This window comes from Paenibacillus sp. J22FR83, from assembly GCF_059691955.1.
Genome location: NZ_JCAUAM010000002.1, coordinates 173,102 through 195,491, shown reverse-complemented (window position 1 = coordinate 195,491; position 22,390 = coordinate 173,102). Strand labels below are relative to the sequence as shown.

Annotated in this window: 20 protein-coding genes and 2 other annotated features; of the genes, 12 read left to right on the top strand and 8 right to left on the bottom strand. The window is 46.7% G+C overall.

What is annotated here, in order from left to right; all coding sequences use genetic code 11:
• Window position 1 precedes the first annotated feature (1 nt).
• From AC58PV_RS04430 to AC58PV_RS04420, 3 genes are read right to left on the bottom strand one after another with little or no spacing between them, the layout of a single operon-like run.
• Window positions 2–235, bottom strand: coding sequence for a hypothetical protein (locus AC58PV_RS04430; protein WP_497431064.1), 234 nt, complete (start codon window positions 233–235; stop codon window positions 2–4).
• Window positions 236–238: 3 nt separating this feature from the next.
• Window positions 239–1,411 (bottom strand): Ger(x)C family spore germination protein, encoded by a 1,173-nt coding sequence (locus AC58PV_RS04425; protein WP_497431063.1) that lies wholly within the window; start codon window positions 1,409–1,411, stop codon window positions 239–241.
• The gene (locus tag AC58PV_RS04420; RefSeq protein ID WP_497431062.1) at window positions 1,398–3,077 is read right to left on the bottom strand and encodes a spore germination protein; all 1,680 of its coding nucleotides are present in this window, start codon (window positions 3,075–3,077) and stop codon (window positions 1,398–1,400) included. Before AC58PV_RS04420 ends, AC58PV_RS04425 begins: the two co-directional genes overlap by 14 nt.
• Before the next feature lie 196 nt (window positions 3,078–3,273).
• Between AC58PV_RS04420 and cls the strand changes: the two genes are divergently transcribed.
• Window positions 3,274–4,701 carry a cardiolipin synthase gene (cls, locus tag AC58PV_RS04415; protein WP_497431061.1) on the top strand — a complete coding sequence of 476 codons (1,428 nt, stop codon included), beginning with the start codon at window positions 3,274–3,276 and terminating at the stop codon, window positions 4,699–4,701.
• 26 nt (window positions 4,702–4,727) lie between these two features.
• Here cls and ligD read toward each other — a convergent pair whose 3' ends face one another.
• From ligD to AC58PV_RS04395, 4 genes are all read right to left on the bottom strand, one after another.
• Complete coding sequence (gene ligD / locus AC58PV_RS04410) at window positions 4,728–5,618, bottom strand: non-homologous end-joining DNA ligase (RefSeq protein ID WP_497431060.1); 891 nt, start codon at window positions 5,616–5,618, stop codon at window positions 4,728–4,730.
• 91 nt (window positions 5,619–5,709) lie between these two features.
• The gene (locus AC58PV_RS04405) at window positions 5,710–7,002 is read right to left on the bottom strand and encodes an arsenic transporter (protein WP_497431059.1); all 1,293 of its coding nucleotides are present in this window, start codon (window positions 7,000–7,002) and stop codon (window positions 5,710–5,712) included.
• An 81-nt stretch (window positions 7,003–7,083) separates the two neighbouring features.
• The gene (locus AC58PV_RS04400; RefSeq protein ID WP_497431058.1) at window positions 7,084–9,138 is read right to left on the bottom strand and encodes a methyl-accepting chemotaxis protein; all 2,055 of its coding nucleotides are present in this window, start codon (window positions 9,136–9,138) and stop codon (window positions 7,084–7,086) included.
• 193 nt (window positions 9,139–9,331) lie between these two features.
• Complete coding sequence (locus AC58PV_RS04395; RefSeq protein WP_497431378.1) at window positions 9,332–10,282, bottom strand: ATP-dependent DNA ligase; 951 nt, start codon at window positions 10,280–10,282, stop codon at window positions 9,332–9,334.
• 173 nt (window positions 10,283–10,455) lie between these two features.
• On the opposite strand from AC58PV_RS04395, the gene AC58PV_RS04390 reads away from it, so the two are divergent.
• Genes AC58PV_RS04390 through AC58PV_RS04380 form a run of 3 tightly spaced genes read left to right on the top strand, consistent with a single transcriptional unit; the run spans window position 10,456 to window position 14,293 of the window.
• Entirely contained in the window at window positions 10,456–11,982 is a 1,527-nt protein-coding gene (locus AC58PV_RS04390) for a spore germination protein (RefSeq protein ID WP_497431057.1), read from the top strand.
• 18 nt (window positions 11,983–12,000) lie between these two features.
• A complete protein-coding gene (locus AC58PV_RS04385; protein WP_497431056.1) occupies window positions 12,001–13,152 on the top strand; it encodes a Ger(x)C family spore germination protein in 1,152 nt (383 codons plus the stop codon).
• A 22-nt stretch (window positions 13,153–13,174) separates the two neighbouring features.
• On the top strand, window positions 13,175–14,293 hold the full coding sequence (locus AC58PV_RS04380) for a GerAB/ArcD/ProY family transporter (RefSeq protein ID WP_497431055.1): 1,119 nt from the start codon (window positions 13,175–13,177) through the stop codon (window positions 14,291–14,293).
• Window positions 14,294–14,669: 376 nt separating this feature from the next.
• Here AC58PV_RS04380 and ku read toward each other — a convergent pair whose 3' ends face one another.
• Complete coding sequence (gene ku, locus AC58PV_RS04375) at window positions 14,670–15,557, bottom strand: non-homologous end joining protein Ku (RefSeq protein WP_497431054.1); 888 nt, start codon at window positions 15,555–15,557, stop codon at window positions 14,670–14,672.
• A 157-nt stretch (window positions 15,558–15,714) separates the two neighbouring features.
• Between ku and AC58PV_RS04370 the strand changes: the two genes are divergently transcribed.
• The 8 genes from AC58PV_RS04370 to AC58PV_RS04335 all read left to right on the top strand — a co-directional run bounded on the left by AC58PV_RS04370 (window position 15,715) and on the right by AC58PV_RS04335 (window position 22,310).
• The gene (locus AC58PV_RS04370; RefSeq protein WP_057315037.1) at window positions 15,715–15,900 is read left to right on the top strand and encodes a hypothetical protein; all 186 of its coding nucleotides are present in this window, start codon (window positions 15,715–15,717) and stop codon (window positions 15,898–15,900) included.
• The gene (locus AC58PV_RS04365; RefSeq protein WP_068663174.1) at window positions 15,897–16,079 is read left to right on the top strand and encodes an H-type small acid-soluble spore protein; all 183 of its coding nucleotides are present in this window, start codon (window positions 15,897–15,899) and stop codon (window positions 16,077–16,079) included. The genes AC58PV_RS04370 and AC58PV_RS04365 overlap by 4 nt, the downstream gene beginning before the upstream one ends.
• 199 nt (window positions 16,080–16,278) lie before the next feature.
• Window positions 16,279–16,776: a tRNA (adenosine(37)-N6)-threonylcarbamoyltransferase complex ATPase subunit type 1 TsaE gene (tsaE, locus tag AC58PV_RS04360; protein WP_497431053.1), complete on the top strand. Its 498-nt coding sequence runs from the start codon at window positions 16,279–16,281 to the stop codon at window positions 16,774–16,776.
• Window positions 16,757–17,566 carry a tRNA (adenosine(37)-N6)-threonylcarbamoyltransferase complex dimerization subunit type 1 TsaB gene (gene tsaB / locus AC58PV_RS04355; protein ID WP_497431052.1) on the top strand — a complete coding sequence of 270 codons (810 nt, stop codon included), beginning with the start codon at window positions 16,757–16,759 and terminating at the stop codon, window positions 17,564–17,566. The genes tsaE and tsaB overlap by 20 nt, the downstream gene beginning before the upstream one ends.
• A 2-nt stretch (window positions 17,567–17,568) precedes the next feature.
• Window positions 17,569–18,072, top strand: a complete 504-nt coding sequence (gene rimI / locus AC58PV_RS04350) for a ribosomal protein S18-alanine N-acetyltransferase (protein WP_497431051.1) — start codon at window positions 17,569–17,571, stop codon at window positions 18,070–18,072.
• Between the two features lie 13 nt (window positions 18,073–18,085).
• Window positions 18,086–19,153, top strand: coding sequence for a tRNA (adenosine(37)-N6)-threonylcarbamoyltransferase complex transferase subunit TsaD (tsaD, locus tag AC58PV_RS04345; RefSeq protein ID WP_497431050.1), 1,068 nt, complete (start codon window positions 18,086–18,088; stop codon window positions 19,151–19,153).
• Between the two features lie 355 nt (window positions 19,154–19,508).
• Window positions 19,509–19,760: a binding site (T-box leader), on the top strand.
• A gap of 46 nt (window positions 19,761–19,806) precedes the next feature.
• Window positions 19,807–20,067: a binding site (T-box leader), on the top strand.
• A 222-nt stretch (window positions 20,068–20,289) separates the two neighbouring features.
• On the top strand, window positions 20,290–21,867 hold the full coding sequence (locus AC58PV_RS04340; RefSeq protein ID WP_497431049.1) for a 2-isopropylmalate synthase: 1,578 nt from the start codon (window positions 20,290–20,292) through the stop codon (window positions 21,865–21,867).
• A 215-nt stretch (window positions 21,868–22,082) separates the two neighbouring features.
• The gene (locus AC58PV_RS04335) at window positions 22,083–22,310 is read left to right on the top strand and encodes a hypothetical protein (protein WP_497431048.1); all 228 of its coding nucleotides are present in this window, start codon (window positions 22,083–22,085) and stop codon (window positions 22,308–22,310) included.
• Window positions 22,311–22,390 lie beyond the last annotated feature (80 nt).

Below are 22,390 nucleotides of genomic sequence, written 5' to 3'. Positions count from 1 at the left end.
TCTAGTTAACGCCAAGTACGCGGATGAGCCATGGCGAAACTTTTTTCACAAAAAAGTAGGAAGGCATCGGTATACTGATGTGGAAAATTTTCATGGTGAGAAAAAGGAGGATGAATCCTACCGTTATGCCGTAAGTCATTTTGATCCCTTTTTTTTCCTTACGCAGCATTTTGCGATCCATGAATATCGACCCAATTAGTAAAAAGAGAAAACTGATGATGAAAATCCCATCCATCGCTTAGATTCCTCCTTTGGTTACATTGTGGTTGATCACGCCGGTGTCAGGAATGGAGGCGTTCACGACAATATTGAATTCGGCTTCTTTGAAGTAGTGCTCCCAATCCTTACTGAATTGATCGTTCCACTGCTGAGGATGGGTTCGCCAGATCATGAGGCCAAGCTGTGCGGAATCCGTACTTTCCTTCTGCATCTGTTTAATCGTTGCGAGTATGGATAGCTTGATTTGCTCGGCAAACTTGGTTTCAAGCCTATGAAGGCCATCAGAATTGAACAGGTCCTCATCGGACAAGTCCTCTCGCACAGCTCCACGTGCATCCACGATGATATCGAATTTCACTTTGTCTTCCAGAAGTTTAGGCGTGATCGCTGTTTGGCCGCCGACAATTGAAATGGAAATATTTTTACCTTCCTCGATTGGAAAAGTAAGTTGCTGTTCTTTCACCTGATTGCGAAGCCATAGAAGGCCAGAAGCTTCTTTCTTCTTATATATGCCAACCATCTTATCCCCTTTGAACTGCCCATAACCAACGAATTGAATTTCATGGGAAGGTTCTTTGGCGATTTGACTATTCCGAGGTTCCAAGTAACTCATGACGGGATCACTATGAAAGCTTAAAGACATCCCGACGTCCTTCATCGTTGTCGGCATGGCACTGCGAGATTTGCTTAACTCACGGATGACTTCTGCGGGAAAACGTTCGAGCTTAGGATCAGCGTTCAACAGGTCATAACCCTTGCCTTTGGTTACGATTAGATAGCTCGTCATCCGATTCTCTGGTGAACGCGGAAGCACATCGAATAAGGAATTAATGCCGGCTTCCGCTAGCTTTTCCCCAATGACGATTGTTCTGCGGTGAGAGAGGAAGATGCGTCTAGACATCCGCAATTGAAGCTTACTGACGGCATCTCGGAAGGTCGTCCCGACTTCAGAATCGATGTAATAACTTTTGCCGCCAGCCGTGCCGCCGCCTCCCCCGCTAGCTCCACCCATGGAACCAGGAAGAGGGAACATATACGTAACGCGATACCTGCCGTCATCTTCTAAATCTGCGGATGAAGTAAGCACGAATGCGACGTCATTGGTCTCTGTACGATCCCAACAACCGGTGAGCAGCGTGGCGGAAAGCAGTAAGGTTACCATCACCCTAATGCGCTGTTTAGGAAGTATCATTCGATTGTTCCTCCTTACTGGCTTTGTGTACATGGCTGATGTTGCTGCCGTCTAAGCCGCCTGCTTTCTTGATTTGCATCGGCAGTTCGTTGCTCTGGCTAGTGTTATCTTGCACAGCCATAAACTGGGGACGTTTCTGTATTTGCCACCAAGGTGCCCGAATCAGGACATCCTTCAAATCTGGCGTGGACAGGGGACCGACAGGTGATAAATAGGGAACTCCGAAGGAACGGAGATTTGCCATATGCCCAATCAGAATCATCAAGGAGAAAAAGATGCCATAGAATCCGAAAATGGCCGCAGCAATCAGAATAGGGAAGCGTAGCATTCGAATGGCAATCGCACCATTAAATCGCGGAATGGTGAAGGATGCAATACCTGTAATCGATACGACGATGACCATAGGTGCCGATACAATTCCCGCTTGAACGGCTGCTTGTCCCACGACGAGCGCACCTAAGATGGAGACGGCAGAGCCAACCGCCTTAGGAAGTCGGATACCAGCTTCCCGCAAGGCTTCGAAGGTAATTTCCATGATGAAGGCCTCAACAACGGATGGAAAAGGAATTGCCTCCCGAGAGGCAGCTATGCTAAGCATCAAGGCAGTTGGTAGTAGTGCTTGATGGTACGTCGTTATTGCTACATACAGTGCCGGCGTCGTTAAGGACAGGAACATGAACACATATCGAAGCAGTCGCAAGAGTGTGCTAATCTGGAACCGTTCATAGTAGTCTTCGCTCGTTTGCATAATTTGAGTGAAGACGAACGGTACGATGAGCGCAAACGGGGTACCGTCTGTTAGGATAACAACTCGACCTTGAAGGATAGCGGCAGCAACGACGTCAGGGCGCTCCGTATATTGCATTTGCGGAAATGGTGAATAGGCATTGTCTTGAATCAGTTCTTCAATCATGCCTGATTCGAGAATGGCATCAATCTTGATCTGTTCTAGACGCTTGACGACTTCTTCAACTAAGGAAGGCATAGCTAAGTCATCCATATAACAAATGACCAGATTCGTATTGCTTTCTTTGCCAACACACATGGATTTCATCTTGAGTTTAGGCGTTTTTAATTTGCGGCGAATCATCGAGGTATTCGTTCGAATGCTCTCTATGAAACCTTCTCTCGGCCCGCGCACGACAGTTTCTGTCTCGGGTTCACCGACAGAACGCTTCTCTGTGCCTCGGATGCCGAGCAGAATGGCTTTGGCGTTCCCTTCAACGAGCAGAGCAGCGTCACCGCCAAGCACAGAAGTCAGCAAGTCTCCGTAATTATCAGAAATCTGCGTTTGGGACACGGGCAGTATCACATTCGCAATACGTTCAATAGAGGTTTCGCCGCCTCCAATCAGCATGAGCGATTTCATCGTATCGTTTAGAAGCTGTGTATTAGTTAGGCCATCTACGAAAAGAAGCAGAGCAGGGATATGGGGATCAATCTCAAATTCCCTGACAACGACATCGGAGCATTCCTGGAACATGTCTTTAATAAAGGTATGATTCTCGTCTAGCAGCAGCGAAAGTTTCGTCTGCTTAAGATCTTCGATGAACGGAACGTTGAGAGCTTGTTTCAAATTAGGGGGAGGTGGAGTGTCCTCGCCGGATGGTCCAGATTTGCGTCTTTGCAGGATGCTTTTCATCAAATAGTTAGGTGTTTTGGCCAAGCGAGAGGCACCTCCTGCCGTGTTCAAGTTGAAGAAACAAGAATGCGTAGATTATGTTCTGCGAAATGAAAGGATTTTATTACGAAAGTTGGAAAATTTTATTTGTACAGATTTTGTTGGAAAGAAAAGGTATAGCGCCTTGAGCCTTGGCAAAAGCTATCTCCGCATGCAGATTTACGGATAGGGGCTGGAGTTATTGATATGGATTATCCTTATACTTTTGTTATTTATATTTCAGGCAGCTACGATTTTACTTTGTGAATATAAAAGGCCATCAAAGTCGATAGCGTGGCTGAGTATTTTGTTTATTTTTCCAATAATTGGATTCTTTATGTATTACTTCATTGCAAGGGAATACGTGCAGCGTAAGAAAATTCATGGACACAGCGGCGAGATCACGCTGGAACACAAACTTCAAAGCGCTCCGTACCAAGTCATGCTAGACGCGAAGAAAGACGAAGAGAGTTTTTTGTCGGAGGAACAGCGTTTGCGGGATTGGCTGCGTCAAGTGCCTCGTGCTCCCATTACAAGAAGGAACCGAGTTGATGTCCTGACGAATGCAGATGTTACGTACGAAACGATGCTTGAAGAAATCGGTAAAGCGCAAGATCATATTCATTTCGAATTCTATACCATACGCGATGATGCAATCGGCAGGAAATTTCAAGAGGCATTGATTGCAAAAGCGAAGGCAGGAGTGACTGTACGCGTTATTTACGATGGGGTTGGCAGTCATACGCTTTCTAAGGCTTATATTACTTCGCTGAAGCGGGCAGGTATTGTTGTAGAGCCTTTCCTAAAGCCGTTGATCGCTTTCTTTGATAAACGGTTGAATTACAGGAATCATCGTAAAATTGTGGTCGTTGATGGCTTGGTTGGTTTCGTTGGAGGCATTAATATCGGGAATGAATACGTGGGTGGGGATCCGAAGCTTGGTTTCTGGCGAGATACGCACATCATGCTGCATGGGGACGCGGTCTATGATTTACAGCGCACGTTTTTGACAGACTGGTTTTTCGTTAGTGGGGAAAGCTTGGGGGAGAAGCGATATTATCCAGCGCATTCCGAAGGGGAGTCTTCGTTCGTTCAGGTTATTTCTAGTGGTCCTGATGCCAGGTGGGACGCGATTCAGGAAATGTATTTTGCTGGGTTGATTGCCGCGAAGAAACGGATATGGATTACAACGCCTTATTTTATTCCTGACCCCAGCATCACGATGGCCCTCAAATCAGCCGCAATCAGTGGTGTGGATGTGCGCGTTATTCTGCCCTATAAAGCGGATTCTGTCATTGTTCACTATGCCTCAAAATCGTATCTCCAGGAATTATTACAGGTAGGCGTTCGAGTCTATTTGTATCGGAAAGGGTTTATTCATGCCAAAGTAATTATCGTAGATGACATCATGGCGACAGTGGGTACGGCCAACATGGATATGCGCAGCTTCTACAGCAACTTCGAATTGAATGCAGTGATGTTTGATCAGCGTGTCATTTCACGATTGGAGAGCGATTATGAGATGGATTTGGCGGAATGCACGGAAGTTGTGCTATCCGAATTTGAGATGAGGTCGTTAGGTGAAAAAAGAAAAGAGAGGATTGCGCGATTATTGTCGCCTTTATTCTAATGGAAAAAGAGTAGTTCTAATTAGAACTACTCTTTTAATTTGGCTAATATGGCGGTCAAATTTTGCGGTGGAACACGATCGATCAGATCCCCGTAGGTTCGTAGGCGATTCATAATCGTCAGTTGATTGAACTCGCCAATGCTTGGGCGCAGCTCGACCTCTTTCCAGAATAGGGGTGTTGAAATCGTTGCGTCCTTTTTGGCCCGCGGCGTGTAGGGAGCAGATAACGTTTTTCCGTACCAGTGCTGGAGGTAATCGATATAAATCTTATCGCCGCGATTTTTCTTGAAGCGCTCGATCGTGAACAGTTTGGGATTCATTTTAACCGCGTAGGTCGCGATGAAATGTCCAATACGCCGGAGGTCCTCGAACGTGTAACCAGGTTGAATAGGAATGTAGATTTGTATGCCTGTGGCACCCGAGGTTTTGGGAACCGACTGAATCCGCAGCGAATCCAGCACTTCACCAATGATCAGAGCAGCCTCCATGATGCGAGGTTCTTCCTCCAAGGTTGGATCGATATCAATCAGCCACTCTGCAGGATTCGTCTCTCCAATGTAATGAAAGGAAGGATGGAATTCCAAGCAAGTCAGGTTTCCAAGCCACATGAGCGTAGATAAGGAGTCCAAATTGACATAGTTAATGCCATCTAGCGGTGCTAGCTTAACGAAGCTGGGCACGGGTTCTGGGGCGTTTTTCTGATAAAAAGATTTGTCATCATACCCATGCGGGAAGCGAATCGTCGTTAGATGGCGATTGCGGCAGTACCGTAGGAGGTAGGGTGAAAGTGCGCTCAATGTCGTCAAATAATCAGCTTTCGTAATGCCTAGGTCAGGCCATAGCGGCTTATTTGGATTCGTGATTGTTATTTCGTTGCCCTCTACGAGAAGTTTCGCTTTCTCTGCTTTGAACGCCATAGGCTTGGAATCGCTCCTTCTGAGCTTTTATTCACAATTATTTCCTAGGGGAGTGATTCTCAAACAGAGTTGCGCAAAGCTGGGCCGCCGATTAGGATATGACCTGTAACCACAGATACAAGCCGATTAACGTGATAAGCAAGGTGGGGATCGTTAAGATGACACCTGCTTTCATGTAACCGCCCCATGTGATTTTAACCCCTTTCTTGGCAAGCACGTGAAGCCAGATTAGGGTGGCCAGCGAGCCAATTGGCGTCATTTTGGGCCCTAGATCGGTTCCGATGACATTAGCATAAATAAGGGCTTCTCGGAGAATTCCCTCCGTTTGTGTTCCCTGAATCGCCAGGGCGTTAATCAACACAGTCGGCAAATTGTTCATGATCGAGGAAAGGATCGCGGCAAGGAAACCCATGCCAATCGTGGCTACAAACAGACCTTCACCAGAGATGATGTCGATCAGATCCCCAAGCGCATCCGTGAGACCGACATTTTTCAGCCCATAGACCACCACATACATCCCGATGGAGAAAATGACAACAGCCCACGGTGCTTCCTTCACAATTTTCTTGGTATCCATCACGGCACTCGTTCTAGCAATGAGAAGGAAGCTAATTGCGGCAGCGCCAACGAGGAAGGAGACAGGAACATGAATAAATCCGCTGCCAATATAGGCGATTAATAGAATACCGAGAATCCACCAGGATAAACGGAATAGTCGCAGATCTTTAATCGCTTCCGAAGGGGGTCTCAGCTCTGCGATATCATAGGTTTCAGGAATTTGCTTGCGATAATAAAGGTAGAGAACCAGCAAGCTTGCGCCTAATGCGAATAGACTCGTTACGAACATCCGGCTTGCATAGGTGACGAAATCGATCCCGAAGAAATCTGCAGAAAGAATGTTTACTAAATTACTTATGACAAAAGGCAGTGATGTGGTGTCCGCAATAAAGCCACTTGCCATAATGAATGGAAGAATGGCCGCATCCGGCAATTTCATGGCTCTGACCATAGCTAGCACGATTGGCGTAAGGATTAAGGCTGCACCATCGTTGGCGAAAAAGGCCGACACCGCTGCGCCGAGCAGGATCACGTAGACGAACATGAGCTTGCCGTTGCCTTTGGCCAAGCGTGCCATATGGAGAGCAGACCATTCGAAGAATCCGATCCCGTCTAGGATAATCGAGATCACAATAATACCCACGAATGCGAGCGTCGCATTCCACACGATGCCTGTAACTGTGGCGACATCTTGCAGCGAAACAACTTGGCAAGCGAGGGCAAGCAGGGCTCCTGCGGATGCTGTCCAACCAATGCTCAAGCCTTTCGGCTGCCAAATGACGAAGGTAATCGTTAGTAAGAAGATGATAATAGCTAAATAAATCATGAGAGCCTCCAAATCGACGATTAAATAAACGACGATGTAAATATCTCAAATTTATGGAGGTCTGTATATAATTAATTTTTGTTAAACTTCGAATTTAGACAATGTTTCATTTAACGATTTGGACAATTGGTCAAGCTGTTCCGATAACCTGACCAAGCCATTGCTGATGTTAAGTTGCTCTGTGCTTAAGGAAGCGACCTCTTGGGAAGTTGCGAGCGACTCCTCGGCTACTGCGCTGACATTCATCATCGCATCAGATAATACTTCTTGGGACTGTTCCAGCGTACTGATTGAATCGCTAACCGTGCTGAGCCGGACGACAAAGCCACCCATGTGACTCGTCACTTGTTTGAAAATGGTGTCAGCTTCATTCACAGCTTGAATTTGTTGTTTGAAAATCGGTGTCGCCGTGGATAGTACTTTCACCGTTTCATTGATCTCGACTTGAATTTTTTCTGTGATTTGGCCAACGACATGAATGGACTGTTTCGATTGATCCGCTAATTTGCGAATTTCATCAGCTACCACCATGAAACCTTTGCCAGCTGCACCAGCGCGCGCAGCTTCAATGGTTGCGTTCAACGACAAGATGTTCGTCTGCTTCGTCATATTGTTCAACACATCCAGAATTTGGCGGATCGACCTTGTGCTGTCTTTTAAGTTAGCTACCTTATCCACCATCGAGCGGATCATTGTTTCTGTTAGCTTCGTTTTATCAATAAGCTCAGCCATGTACTTCGTGCCTAGTTCACTAGAGCTTTGCACATCAGTTGCTGCTGTGCCCATTTCAAGGTTCGCCTCAATCACGTTCTTCATTTGCATGCCAATATGATGCGTCAGCTCATTGCCGCGTTCAGACTCTGTCGCCAAACCTGCAGCGCCGCCTGAGATTTCTTCAGTAGCTATTGCAATTTCTCGGGCAGCGCTTGCCGTTGTTTTCGAAGAGTTCGACAGCTCCGTCGCTGTTTCATAGACTTGCTGAGCCGAAGTGCTCGTTTGTTGAACTAAGGTTGTGATTTGCTCCATCATGCTATCGAAGCTATTGCCTAACTGACCGATTTCATCCTTCGTCGTGTAGTTCGCGCGAACGGTCAGCTTACCCTTTTCCCCTTGCTGCATCAGATTGCGTAAGTTGACTAAAGGTCTGCCGATCATTCGAACAACGAACAAGCCGATCAAGACCGCCGCAATAGCTGCAAACAGGGCAACGATTAGCGTATAGTTGAAGATCCTCTTAGCGTCCTTAACCATGGAGCTTACAGGAACGTCGCCAATCAAATTCCATCCAGATATCGGAGATCGATAATAGGCAACTAAATGATCATCTTTTGTCGTGAAAGAATCTTGGTTCTTTTCAAATTGTTCTTTCGTTAGTTGGATAGTAGCCGTTTGTTCCAACTCTGTCTTGTCGAACGTCGCGAGGTTCTTGTTGCTGCTATTCGTTATAACGACGGAACTGTTCTCACCAAGCGTAATTCTATCTAACTCGTTGTTCAAGATATCTGTGCTAAATTCCACGATCATTAGGTTCGATGTTGCGTTGCTAATGATGCGGCCAATCCCGAATGTACTACCTGAATCATTCGAATACCCTTTCGATTTGCTATCGAGCCAAGCGGCTTTACCTCCTGCTTCGACAATTTGCTTGAACCAATCTGTATCACTGACGCTGGCTTCGGATTCGTAGCCTGTGCTGCCTGTTGCGACAATGAGCTTACCATCGGGTCTATAAATGCGTAATGTTTTAATTGCTTTGTTGGAAAAAGCGACAAAATTCAATTTCTCCGTCAATTGATGACTAGGATCAGCAGCGTCGTACGATAGAGGATCGATCTTGGAGAGTGTCTCCAATAATTTCTGTACATCATTGTTATACATAACTTGCAGTGTCACATCTTCAAAAGTTTGATATAAGAAATCTAGCTTTTGACCAGCTTGTGTTACCGTCTGCAGGCTGGAATCGGCCATTTTGTTCTTAATCACGTCTTTTGAAACGGAGTAAGAAAGTGCACCCACAATGATTACGAAAGATAAAATACTTGTGAAGAACATCAAGAATAGTTTCATCCCTACTGATTTCGCCGGGTTTTCAAGCAGTTTGAATGAAGGAATAACAATCTTTAGGACATCTTTCAATTTCGCTCACCTACCAATAGTTTCTTATTTGCACGCTCCACTTGTTATTGGAAAAAAAAGACATGCATAATTTATTGGTTAATGATTCGACTTTATTCGACGTATTCCTGCGTTATTATAAATTTTATTTTAAAATAATATTTTTTACTGAAATATTATTTCAGCTAAATGAATCCGATTGAATTGCGTGTAACTAATTTTGATTAAAGTTACAGGCTTTACTATCCATTTGGATGAAAGATTGAATGCTCGGATGCCTTAACGTTTGGTTGCGTGTCCATTCCATATAGCTCACTTTCACAACGAGTCGCGGGGCTATCCAAACTGCTTCTTTCGACCTTTCAGGTTCGTTGACAAAAGGACGTTCCTGCACTGTCATACTTTGAACGATTTCGGTGACATGTTGCCAATCTTTCACGGTAAGTTTGCCGGTGCCAGCGTAGCCGATACACCAGAACTGACCCTGATCATCATATAAGCCTAATAGAAGGGAATTCACAATCTTGTCTCTATAAGTAACGCCACCTACGACGGCATAGAGGTCTTTAAAGATTTTTTTCTTCAGCCATCGCTTATCCTTGCCGCCAATGACATAGGAGCTGGTCAGGTCTTTGATTACAATGCCTTCTAATTCATGCTGCTTCACAATCGTAAATAGGGCTTCCATATCATCATGATTCGTGACGAGTTGAACAAGGTGGTTCGGCTTTACTGTGGATGCTAGAATAGCTTGTCTTTCTTTTAGGCTCAAATGTACTAACCAGTCTCCGTTTAAATAAAGAATATCAAAGACCATATAAGTAATCGGGACTTGCCCCACGACGCGAGTCACTGTGCTAGACTTCCTAGCGCTGTCACGTCTCATAATTTCGTAAAATGAAGGCTTGCCATCGGAGAGGGCGATAATCTCTCCATCCAATATGACCGAATCTGCCGAGCAGAACGCTTGTGGATTCGTTAACTCCGGGTATTGCAAGGTCCGATCATTGGCTCTGCGATTAATTAGTTTGGTCGTGCTTCCATCGAAGTAGAGAAGCATTCGTACCCCATCCCATTTAATTTGACTCGTGAAATGAGTGCCAACTGGCCATTCATCTGTGCTAACTGGTTCAAATGGGAGGACTGGTTTAAAATCCACGATCATAACCTCTTTCCATAGTTGTTCTCCTACCATTCTTCACCAATTTAGGCTCTTTCAAGCAAGATGGCTTGGATCGCATGTTAAAATGCTCCTGCTTTGGTAACAACTGAATAGCCGTATGATTTTGAGAGCATAACAATACGTAAATGAATGTGAGTATTAAAGGGGAGTTGTGCATGTATCAACCTTTTCCTGAGGATCCGAGTATAGACAAGGAAGTATTCCATACCCTGGTGTCGGCTGACCTTTCCTCGAATATCCTTCATTTGCAAACCGCATTGACAGCTTGTGATGATGTCATTTTTGCTTCGATCCATCTGGCAAATGGCATGCAGGCATCCATGCTCTATTTACGGGGAATGGTGAATGTAGAGCTGCTTGATAGTCAAGTCCATGAACCTCTTAAGAATGCTGGAACAGAAACTGTAGCATCCATGGATGAGGTTATAAGCCGCATTTCGGTATCCCAGTATAAAGAACTGCGTACGATTGGTGAAGTAATCGAGGGAGTGCTTGGAGGTAAGGCGGTTCTTCTGTTGGACACGATCGAAGGGGCATTATCCATTGAATTATCACATATTGAAGGCAGGGCAGTGGAAGAGCCGCTAGCAGAGTCTGTTGTTCGGGGGCCACGTGAGGGCTTTGTAGAATCTTTAATAGTAAATACTACGTTAATCCGCAAAAGGTTAAAGACCCCCGCATTGAAATTCGTTTCCTTTACGCTGGGCAATTATTCGAAAACCAATGTCACAATGGCTTATGTACAGGGAATTGCCAAACCAGACATTATAAGTAAGGTTTCGGAGCGACTCTCTCAAATTAAGCTTGATGGGGTGCTGGAGAGCGGCTACATCGAGGAAATGATTGAGAATAATATATATTCGCCCTTCCCTCAAGTACAAACAACGGAACGCCCTGATGTGGCTGTAGCGAGCTTGCTAGAAGGCCGCGTTGTTATTATTACGGATAATACGCCGATTGCTCTCATTGCTCCAACTACTTTTTGGTCCCTCATGCAATCGCCTGAAGATTATTATGAGCGTTTCCTGATTGGGACTCTCATTCGTTGGCTGCGATATGCTTTTTTCCTCATTGCCATGTTAGCTCCGGCGATCTATGTGGCTGTATTAACGTTTCATCATGAAATGGTACCTACAACGCTGTTGCTTCGTGTTGCTAAATCTCGGGAAGAAATTCCATTCCCTGCGTTGGTTGAAGCATTGATTATGGAAGTTACATTCGAAGCTTTGCGGGAAGCAGGCGTTCGTTTGCCTAGGCAAGTGGGTTCTGCCGTCAGTATCGTTGGCGCGCTCGTCATTGGACAAGCGGCTATCCAGGCAGGTTTAGTTTCGGCACCTATGGTTATGGTTGTGGCGATTACGGGTATTTCCTCGTTCATGATGCCACAATATTCCGCAGGGATCTCCTTACGTATGCTGCGATTTCCCATTATGATTTTATCCGGTATTTTAGGCTTATTCGGCCTTATTCTGGGGTTGCTGTTAATCATTAGTCATCTGTGTATTCTTCGCTCTTTCGGCGTCCCTTATCTGGCTCCATATGCACCCATTTATCTCAAAGGAATCAAAGATGTTTTGTTTCGTGCTCCCATTAGCAAAATGAATACACGTCCTGCCTTTTATGCTGATAACCGTAATTTGAAAAGGCAGCGCGAACGTCCAGATAAACGGAATGAGAAATAAGCGTAGGAGGTGCCTGCTATGAGGAGATTCGTGTCCGTTCCTATTCTGTCATTGTGCGTCTTTCTCTTAGCAGGTTGTTGGGATCGTGTCGAGGTGAACGATATGGCGTTTATCATTGCCGCTGGAATCGATAAGATCTCGAAGGAAGAGATTGAAGTGACCGTTCAAGTCTTCATACCGAATCCTGCTGCTTCTGCGGGTGAAGGGGGGACTGGGCAGGGGAATGTGTACACCGTATCGACCAAAGGAACCTCCATGCCAGATGCCCTATCGGAATTGCAAAAGAAGTTTCCGCGCTATTTCTCCTGGGGGCATGCCAAGGCCTACTTCTTTGGCGAAGAACTTGCTCGCAGTGGAATGTTTGATGATTTCGATTTCTTATTCAGGGATATTCAACCGCGGGAACAGGCTAATTTCTTCGTATGTAGAGGAACGGCTAGGGAATTGTTAGAAGCGCAGAATGATCCGAATACCTATGAAACTTTAATTAAACTTTCGCAGAAGCCATTGATTCAGTCCGCTACCATGCATGATATAGAAGAAGTGTTGAGTGGCGAATCTGGTGCTTTTCTCTTACCGGTTGCGAGTAGGAGTAAATTGATCTCGAATCAAACTAAAAAAACGATACTGACTGTCGAAGGTATGTCGGTGATTAAAGAGGGGAAACTGGCTTGTTTTCTATCTGACGATCAACAAATGGGGATTCGGTTGTTTATTCATGAGGATCTGGGCCGTAATATTACGCTGACTGAACATGAGGCTGGTGGGAAAGTTGTGATTAAAATCATTACCACAGATCTTCATCTGCATCCTTTGATTGAGAATGGCATTTGGAAAATGAATGTGCAATTGGATTTAGAAGCGGATGTTGTTCAAAATTCGACTGATCTTATGCTCGCTAATGGTTCTGACAATATGAGAAAGTTAGAAGAACCGTTCGATAAGAAGATTAAGGAGATTTTGCGGGAAACATTGCAACAATTACAACACAATCAGAGGGCGGACGTGCTAGGATTTGCACGAGCTTTCCATAAAAAATATCCAAGGGAATGGAAACAAGCCAAAGCAAATTGGAATGCCATCTTTCCGACGATGGATGTTCAGTTGGATGTGAAAAGCAAAATTCAGAGACCAGGTATATCGAATTTTCCTTTCATGACCGGTCAGTAAAGATAGATAGGTGGGTTCATCAATGAGTGATATGGCCTTATCGAGCCGGCAAATATTTTGGATGATGGTTAGTATGCAAATCATTATGACTATTCTTCTCACCATTGCTCCTGCAGCTCAAATCGCCAAACAGGATGCATGGATTTCCATTCTAATCGCGACAATAGCAGGGATGCTCATTGCCTGTGTATGCGGCAAGCTCAGTACGATGTTCCCGGGATTGACCGTAGTCGAATATAATCGCATTTTGCTGGGCAAATGGTTGGGGGGCGTCATTTCGGCTCTCTTCATCCTTGTATGGCTTGTCATACTTACCGTGATTTTGAGGCAATTCAGCTTATTCATCACGGGAACCATTATGCCCAAAACCCCGCTCTATGTTATTCAGGTACCCATGCTTCTAGTCGTCTTGTACCCTACCTTGCATGGGGTTGGTGTGTTGGCGCGGATTTGTGAAGTTACAGGACCGATTATCTTGCTCTGCGTACTCGGCCCTATGTTTCTAAGCATTAATCAATTGAAATGGGATCGACTACTTCCAATTTACTTAGATAATGACATGATGCTCCTATTAAAAGGTGCACTGCCGACAGCCGCATTCTTAGGTGATTGCATCATGATTATGATGCTGATCGCTTTTGTCGATAAGCAGCAGAAAACTGTACGATATGCCGTAACAGGTGTCATGCTTACCGGATTACTTACCGTATTATCGATAATCGTCAGCATCTTGATGTTCGGACCGCACGTTGCAGCGGGTTATCCATATCCCATGCTCATGATCGTCCGTTCCATCTCCATTGGCGGCATTATTGAGAATTTGGATGCGATCGTCGTTACCATCTGGATTATGAGTATATTCACCAAATTAGCCCTGTACTTATTTGTAGCAAGTTATGGAACGACACAACTGCTCGGTATGCGTAATTGGAAAGTCGTCACATGGATTACCGCTGCTGTTGTGATGCTCCTAACTTTCATACCTGTGAATTATGAGGAGATTACAATTATTTTCCCTCTAAAAGTGGCTGTTCCGTACATTTTCCCCATTTTTATGGTTGTATTTCCTGTGCTTCTGCTCATGCTGGCGCTGTTGCGGAATAGGAGGCTGAAATTGGCATCGCGGGGCAGGCAACACTAGTTCGATCGATTTAACTGGATTTTCTGATGTTAATTTGACCCGAAATGCTGAATATTTGAACATAACTGGATTTTCTACAGCTAATTTGGAGGGTTTGCCTGGAATCTTGCCAAACAGCCAAATTTAACATCAGGAAATCCATCTAACTTGAAAATTCGGCGGATTTGAGGGGGGATTAACTGTAGTTTTTACAGTTAGTTAATCCTACAAAACCCCGCATTTCCTCGAGACCCCACCAATCTGAGCTAAATAGCAGTCACTTGAACAAATTTTCAGCAAAACTACTCACCACAACCCAACTCGACCCACGCGGGCCGATCACACTAGATAAGAAATGCCCTACCTTGGAATCCAAGATAGGGCATTTCTTTAGCAATCAAGTAACTGGCTCTTTCGTTTTCCTTGCGCGGGGTTTCGCCGCGGGCTTCTTCTCCACCGTTTTATCTTCGGTTACGGAAGCATCCGCGCCGAGCGTTATTTTGCTATCGGACGATGGTTTGGTCGCGTTCAAGCTGGCTTGTAAGGCAGCCATGAGGTCGATGACGCTTGTTTTATTTTGCACCTCAGGAGCGGTTTGGATTTCTTCACCTGCCACTTTATGCTCAATTGCATCAAGCAGGCGAGCGCGGTACTCATCTTTATATTTCTCGGGTTCGAAAGGGGTGGAGAGCTGATTGATCAGCATTTTCGCCATCTCCATCTCCCGCTCGTTCACGGTAACCTTCTCCGGAAGATTAGGCACTTGTGAGATCGGACGAATTTCATCCGGATAGAAGATGGTTTCCATGGCAAGACAATTGTCAATGACACGTATCGCGGCTAGCGAACTTTTGGAGCGGATCGACACCTTGGCGATACCGATTTTGCCTGTTTGGCGCATCGAATCAAGGAGCAGCATGTAGGCGCCAGCGCCCGTATCGCCAGGGCCGAGGTAGTACGTTTTTTGAAAATAAACAGGGTCAATATCCGTTAAATTTACGAAGTCCAAAATCTTAATTTCCTTATTCGCCTCGCCAGAGATTTCCTCTAGTTCATCCTTCTCAAAAAGAATAAAACGACCGGGCTCAAACTCGTACCCTTTCGAGATTTCTTCCCACTCTACTTCCTTCTCGCAAGTCTGGCATTTTCGCACATAGGATAGCGGGGTAATACACGTCTTGTGAATATAGCGCATAGAGATATCTTTATCCTCTGTGGCTGAGAACATTTTGACAGGAACATGAACAAGTCCGAAACTAATGGCGCCTTTCCACACGGTATGCATAGATAGCACTCCTCCCCAACATACGTAATTGTACTAGTATTCTCTTGATGCATTCCCTTTATACGGCAGTCATTCAGAAGAATGGTTAGAGGGGAGATTGGAAAGGTTATTAATGCACCATGATAGCCCAAATAGCGAACCTAAGGAGGGATTACGGATGGCATCAGAGTCGAATTTGTCGCAAGATACGAACAATGAAGATAGAGACGATTGTTATATGGACATTGATCGTATGATTAATGAGGGGCTTGGCGGCGGTAACGTTACCATGCAGGGTGGGTTAATTGAACACTCCACCACGGATACGATGGAATATCCGGAATCCGTACTGGATGAACCATGAACGTTCACCGCGCTCAGGAGATTTTAGCTGCTCACGAGAAAATTGAGGTTGATTTGAATGGACTAGCTGTCTGGATTGACAGTGTAGACTCCGGTAAAGGTCTCGTCAAAGTACATGCGGAAGGTAATCCCGCAGATGCTCGTGTCGTCCCAGCTAAGGAGCTTGAAGAGGTACACTAAAGGTCCGCAAGGGCAAAATAAGCCTTCTCCGATTGTTGAATCGGGGAGGGCTTTTCCAGTTTCGTCTAATCGGGATCCGAACCCATCTGGAGAATAGTGGCCGCTTATTTTTGTTTTCTGAGCGACAGGTTGATGTCATGGGCTGGCGAGGACTATAATAGAAGCAGTATGCGCACGCGGAAAGAAAGGGACGAAATCATTGACGCCATCCACATTTAAGTTTCCTTCTCAGCATGAAGGGGATACAGATAGACTGGGAATCCTATTATCTACGTATTTACAGCCAGGAACGGTTTTGACCTTAGACGGAGATTTGGGTGCTGGCAAAACGAGATTCTCACAAGGCTTCGCTAAAGCGATGGGAATTTCGGAGCACGTAAACTCGCCTACATTTACCATTATCAAAGAATATGAGGGAGCAGGACTCCCTTTCTACCATATGGATATGTATCGCATTTCACAAGAGGAAGCAGATGAGTTGGGATTAGAGGATTACTTCTATGGGGCAGGCGTTACGCTGATCGAATGGTCGAGCTTAATAGAGGATCTGCTGCCACCTGACAGATTAAGCATAACGATCACCCAAGAGGCTGATCAAACCCGCGTATTTCACTTGACTCCACACGGTTCGCCGTATAAGAGCTGGTGTTTACAGATGAAGGAGAACGGACATTTACATGACGGAACGGATAACTAATACGGGGCGATGCTTAGCGATCGATACCTCAACATCAGCAATGACAGTTGCTATATTAGAAAATGGACACTTGCTCGGGGAGATTAGCTCCCATGCGGAGCGGAATCATTCTTTGGGATTGCTTCCCCATATTCAAGATTTATTAGCTCGCTTAGGCATGAAGCCGAGAGATCTACGCTCCGTTGCTGCCGGCCAAGGACCGGGTTCGTATACAGGTGTACGGATTGCTGTTTCTGTAGCCAAAACCTTTGCATGGTCACTGGGACTAGACTTAATTGGTGTATCTAGTTTGGAGGCTATGGCAATTGGTGGTTCTGTGAAGAACTACTATGAGGGAAGCGGTGTGACATGGGTGGTTCCGCTTATGGATGGAAGGCGTAAACAGGCTTTTACAGCTGTGTATGCTTATGAAGGGGCAACCGCTATTACGGCTGCACGAGAACCTGATGCCACTTGGCATGAAGTGTTGCCTGATGGCATTCGAGTTATTGGAGCGTGGACGGAGGAGATTCTCTCGCAAGCCAGTCGTTTAGCACCTGATCACATCCTGTTCGTCGGTGAGACAGCAGGCTTTGCAGCTGAGCTGGCGCAGTTTGCGGAAGATTTTGCAGGTCGTGTGAGCGTTGTTCCCTATGGTATTGAAGCGGAATACATTGGTCTGTTGGCTAATCCAAGATTAGCGCAAGGCGAGAAGGCAGATGTTCATTCGTTTGTGCCGAATTATACAAGGCTTCCGGAAGCTGAAGCCAATCTACTGGCAGGTCTGCAGCCGAAGAAAGGGGAACGGTAGTCATGGAACAGAGACAGCCGCATGCCATAGAAAATTCGTTGGTATTCCGCTCAATGACCATGGAAGATATTCCGTTTATTGTTGAGATCGAGCAGGAAGCCTTCACAACACCTTGGACACGAGGTGCATTCGAGAATGAACTAACGAACAACCAGTTTGCGCATTATATGATCATGGACATTGATGGGGAAGTCGCCGGTTATGGGGGCATGTGGCTCATTATGGAGGAAGCTCATGTCACGAACATTGCGGTAAAAGATACCTTTCGTGGACGCAAGCTTGGGGAAAGACTTCTTCGCGAATTGATGAAAACGTCCGCTTTCCTAGGGGCTATTCGCATCACGCTTGAAGTGAGAACTTCGAATTATGTGGCGCAAAATCTATACGAGAAACTAGGCTTCCGCTCCGTTGGTGTGCGCAGAGGCTATTATACAGATAATCGCGAGGACGCTGTCGTCATGTGGGCAGATCTGCCCAATCGTAGAAAGGATAGCCTCAGCGACTGAGGCTTTCAAATAGGTGAATAGTGTGAGTAGTGAACAAATACAACAAGATCAAGTCAACACTTCTGCAACAAAGCCCGTGTATATTCTTGCGATTGAAACGAGTTGCGACGAGACATCTGTGGCGATCGTTGAAAATGGTAAAATCATTCGCTCGAATGTGATTTCGAGCCAAATCGAAACACACCAACGCTATGGCGGCGTTGTGCCTGAGGTAGCTTCCAGGAAGCATGTGGAGTCGATCACATGGATGCTGGAGGAAGCTGTAACAGAAGCGGGGGTCTCGCTCCATGAGCTCTCCGCCATCGCCGTAACCGAAGGCCCCGGACTGATCGGGGCCCTGCTCGTTGGCGTCGTCGCGGGCAAAGCGCTCGCTTGCGCCTTGGATCTCCCGCTGATTGGTGTACACCATATCGCGGGACATATTTACGCCAACCAGCTCGTTCATGAGCTGGTGTATCCTTCGATTTCGCTCGTTGTGTCAGGCGGACACACCGAGCTCATTCTGCTCGAAGGCCCCGGCCAGTTCCGTATCATCGGGCGTACGCGCGATGATGCAGCAGGCGAGGCCTACGATAAAATTGCCCGGGCAATGGGATTGCCTTACCCGGGCGGCCCCCACGTGGATCGGCTTGCGCAGGAAGCCGATTCCGAGATCAAAATGCCTCGCTCCTGGCTCGAGGCAGATTCCTACGACTTCAGCTTTAGCGGATTGAAATCCGCGGTGCTGAACGTCGTCAACCAAAGCAAGATGCGCGGCGAAACCGTTCAGGTCGCGCAGATTGCCAAGGGCTTCCAAGCATCCGTCATCGACGTGCTTGTGGAGAAGGCAAGCCGCGCCGTGAAGGAATACGGCGCGAAACAGCTCTTGCTCGCGGGCGGCGTCGCCGCGAACAAGGGGCTGCGCAGCAGGCTCGCCGAGCGCTGCGAGCAGCTTGGGGTGCCGCTGCTGGTGCCGCCGCACCGGCTCTGCACGGACAATGCGGCGATGATAGGCGCCGCCGCGTTCTTGAAGTGGGACAAGCAGGAATTCGACTCCATGGAGTTGAAAGCGGAGCCGCAGCTCAAGCTGGAAGAGTGGTAGATTTGCCCATGCGAGCGGGGTCTGCCACACATCCCATGCGACTTGAATAAAGCTCTGTCGTAACGCTATTTGCTCCATATGCATGTTCAATAGCCAAATTAAGTTACGAAATAACGCTATATTGTTCAAAAAGGTTAGAAATCGTTGATTTAAGGCGGATAGCGTTATATCATAACGCTATTCGCCCGAATTCCATGCCATAAGGGCAAATAAGATGGTTTCATAACGTTATTTTCCTTATCCTGCCTTTTCTCGTTACTTTTAGCACAGTTCTGGTGGGTAAGACAGAAAATAAATTTTCAAACAGGTGTATTGACTTTGAAAAAAGTGCATATTATAATCACAATCAATACTTTCAAACGCAACGAACGGGAATAGTAAGGCATGATCAGTTTCGCTCAGAGAGCTGTGCATTTGGTGAAAGCACAGACGAAACGTCACCTGAACTCGCCCGGGAGCGGTAGGACTGATAAGGATGCCAAGGATCCAGCACCCAAGTAGGTCTTGACGGTTGACCCCCGTGATCAGGTACATGAGTGGTTTCGAGCCTAGCAGCTCGGATCAATTAGAGTGGTACCGCGGAAGGTTCAAGCCTGTCGTCTCTTTTATAGAGATGGCAGGCTTTTTTGGTTGTTCTGAAACAAACACATATAAATAACGCGATGAACAAGAGTAGTATGGGCTTAAGTCTCTGGTACAGAAAGCTGCGGGTTGATGCGACGCAGACCGAGGACGCCTTGAACTCGCTTGGAAGCGGTCATTCTGATCGGCTGGCAGCCAGCCCTTAGGGATGAACGGATAACCTCCGTGATCGGGTGATGTAGCGAGCAACTTGCTTGCTATATCTGAGGTGGGCTCCTTCACGGAGCCAACAAGAGTGGTACCGCGCTGGGTAAAGACCCGTCGTCTCTTATGTGGAGATGACGGGTCTTTTTGTCGTCTGTGAAAAGTGCGCTGCAGCCACAATTCACAGCTGGATCACCACGTCGCATCCACCACTCGCAGCTCGAGGTAACTCTTCGACTTCGCCGCTTGCATCCGCTGTAACGTTGAAAAACGCGCTTACAGCACCGAAATCACATCCCTTAACACATAAAGCTAGCCCTGCACGGGCATACCTTAGGAGGAAATCAACCATGGAAAACAATACAAATACTAATCGTCGCATTCGCATTTTTGATACAACACTTCGTGATGGTGAGCAAGCACCGGGTGCGTCCCTGTACCCGGAGGAGAAGATACGCATCGCAAGACAGCTTGCGATTATGGGCATCGACACGATAGAGCCGGGGTTCCCGATCTCGAGTCCTGGTGATTTCCAAGCGGTGCAACAGATTTCTCGCGAGCTGCAAGGCATTGAGATCTGCGGCTTCGCCCGCGCGGTCAAAGCCGACATCGATGCAGCGGTCAAAGCTACGCAAGACGCAGCATCCAGACGTATCCACATGTTCCTGTCCTCGTCGGACATCCATCTGGATTTCCAGCTGCGCAAATCGCGCCAGCAGGTGGTGGAGATGGCTCGCGCGATGGTCGGCTATGCGAAGCAGTTCGTCGATCGGATCGAGTTTTCGCCGATGGATGCGACGCGGACAGGTGATGAGTTTCTGTTCGAGGTGCTTGAAGCCGTCATCGCGGAGGGTGCAACAATTCTTAACATCCCCGACACAGTGGGATATGCGCTTCCTGAAGAGTATGGTGCCATGTTCCGCAGAGTGCGCCAAAGTGTCAGAGGCGGCGAAACGGTAGAGTATAGCGCCCACTGCCATAACGATCTGGGTCTTGCTGTTGCGAACAGCCTTGCGGCTATTGCGGCAGGTGTCACGCATGTGGAGGTAACCGTGAACGGTGTCGGCGAGCGTGCCGGCAACTGTTCCCTTGAAGAGCTAGTCATGGCGATTGAGACGCGGAAGCATTCGATGGGCGTTGAAACGGGCATCGTGACGAGTGAGATTTTCAACACATCCAAAATGGTTAGTCGCATTATGGGCTTCCCGATTGCTTACAACAAACCGATTGTCGGTCGCAATGCTTTCCAACACGAGGCGGGCATCCATCAGGATGGACTTCTGAAAAACCGCAACACCTACGAGATTATGGACCCAGAAAAACTAGGTATCCCACGCTCCATGATTATCCTTGGCAAGCACTCGGGCCGCCATGCGCTGAAGCATCGCGCTCAACAATTTGGCATCGAGCTTACTGGCGAGGAGCTAGATACGCTGTATACACGTTTCAAAGAAGTAGCGGATGAGCAGAAAATGGTCACAGACGATCAACTGATGGAGCTTGTAGGCAGCACGGTTGACGGGCAAATGGAGCCATTCACACTTTCGCATATGCAGGTGATTTCGAGCAGTGATCGCAATCGCGTTGCTTCCGTTTCGGTCAGAAATAATCAGACGGGCACAGAGGGTGTCTATTCCGGCACTGGAGAAGGACCGATCGAGGCTATCGTGCATTGCCTACAGCAAGCTATTCCGATGGACGTAGAATTCTCGGATCTTGAACTGCACTCGCTGTCCACAGGCGAGAAAGCGACTGGGGAAGCAGAGGTCACGATCTCCGTCGGCGGTCAGACTTACAAGAACACAGGGATTGATCAAGATGTCCTTGTTGCGGTAGCCAAAGCGTTCATATCGGCCTGTAATCAAGCAATTCGGATGCAAAATACCGCAACGGCAGGTGGAGCAGAGACTGTGACATCAGCTTCGTAATCACCAACTTTCATCACATCTAGCTAAATTGTAAGAAAACTTAGATATATACACACCTTGTGAGCAAGGTTATGCACACCCCCTGTGTGTAATGTGTATAACTCAAAGAAAACCCGATAGATCAACCTTTTTTGAGGGGGAGTAAGAGGGATAACTTTTTCACGAAAAAATGTGGGTAATGTGGATAACCTTGTGGAAAAACACTGAAAAGGGGGATGGATGGCGGAAAATTCCCCCTTTTTTCTGTGGATAACGTTGTGTATAACAAAACGGGCTTCCACAAAGATCGGTTTAAATTATCGGAACAATTCGTCATTATTTTTTGGGGATTTGGAGTCGCTAGGAAGGAAGGATCGCAGGTTTCCGAGATGACTTTGTGGAAAAATCCAGTCAAAGTAGAGGATAAGCAACTGCGACTGTGGGTAACTTTGAACATTGTGTGAACTTGTCCACAGGACAGCAGCTTGCCCCAAATCCTCTTTACGCTATCAACAGCCCAAAAAAAGTCCACGTCATCAGACGT

Coding starts and splice junctions, on each gene's coding strand:
- ligD (WP_497431060.1), bottom strand. CDS start 5,618: ATGGCGTTCAAAGCAGAGAAAGCGAAACTTCTCGTAGAGGGCAACGAA.
- AC58PV_RS04340 (WP_497431049.1), top strand. CDS start 20,290: ATGGAAAACAATACAAATACTAATCGTCGCATTCGCATTTTTGATACA.
- AC58PV_RS04335 (WP_497431048.1), top strand. CDS start 22,083: ATGGATGGCGGAAAATTCCCCCTTTTTTCTGTGGATAACGTTGTGTAT.
- AC58PV_RS04405 (WP_497431059.1), bottom strand. CDS start 7,002: ATGATTTATTTAGCTATTATCATCTTCTTACTAACGATTACCTTCGTC.
- ku (WP_497431054.1), bottom strand. CDS start 15,557: ATGCATACCGTGTGGAAAGGCGCCATTAGTTTCGGACTTGTTCATGTT.
- AC58PV_RS04390 (WP_497431057.1), top strand. CDS start 10,456: ATGTATCAACCTTTTCCTGAGGATCCGAGTATAGACAAGGAAGTATTC.
- AC58PV_RS04365 (WP_068663174.1), top strand. CDS start 15,897: ATGAACGTTCACCGCGCTCAGGAGATTTTAGCTGCTCACGAGAAAATT.
- rimI (WP_497431051.1), top strand. CDS start 17,569: ATGGAACAGAGACAGCCGCATGCCATAGAAAATTCGTTGGTATTCCGC.
- AC58PV_RS04370 (WP_057315037.1), top strand. CDS start 15,715: ATGGCATCAGAGTCGAATTTGTCGCAAGATACGAACAATGAAGATAGA.
- AC58PV_RS04430 (WP_497431064.1), bottom strand. CDS start 235: ATGGATGGGATTTTCATCATCAGTTTTCTCTTTTTACTAATTGGGTCG.
- AC58PV_RS04395 (WP_497431378.1), bottom strand. CDS start 10,282: ATGATCGTGGATTTTAAACCAGTCCTCCCATTTGAACCAGTTAGCACA.
- AC58PV_RS04385 (WP_497431056.1), top strand. CDS start 12,001: ATGAGGAGATTCGTGTCCGTTCCTATTCTGTCATTGTGCGTCTTTCTC.
- AC58PV_RS04380 (WP_497431055.1), top strand. CDS start 13,175: ATGAGTGATATGGCCTTATCGAGCCGGCAAATATTTTGGATGATGGTT.
- tsaB (WP_497431052.1), top strand. CDS start 16,757: ATGACGGAACGGATAACTAATACGGGGCGATGCTTAGCGATCGATACC.
- AC58PV_RS04425 (WP_497431063.1), bottom strand. CDS start 1,411: ATGATACTTCCTAAACAGCGCATTAGGGTGATGGTAACCTTACTGCTT.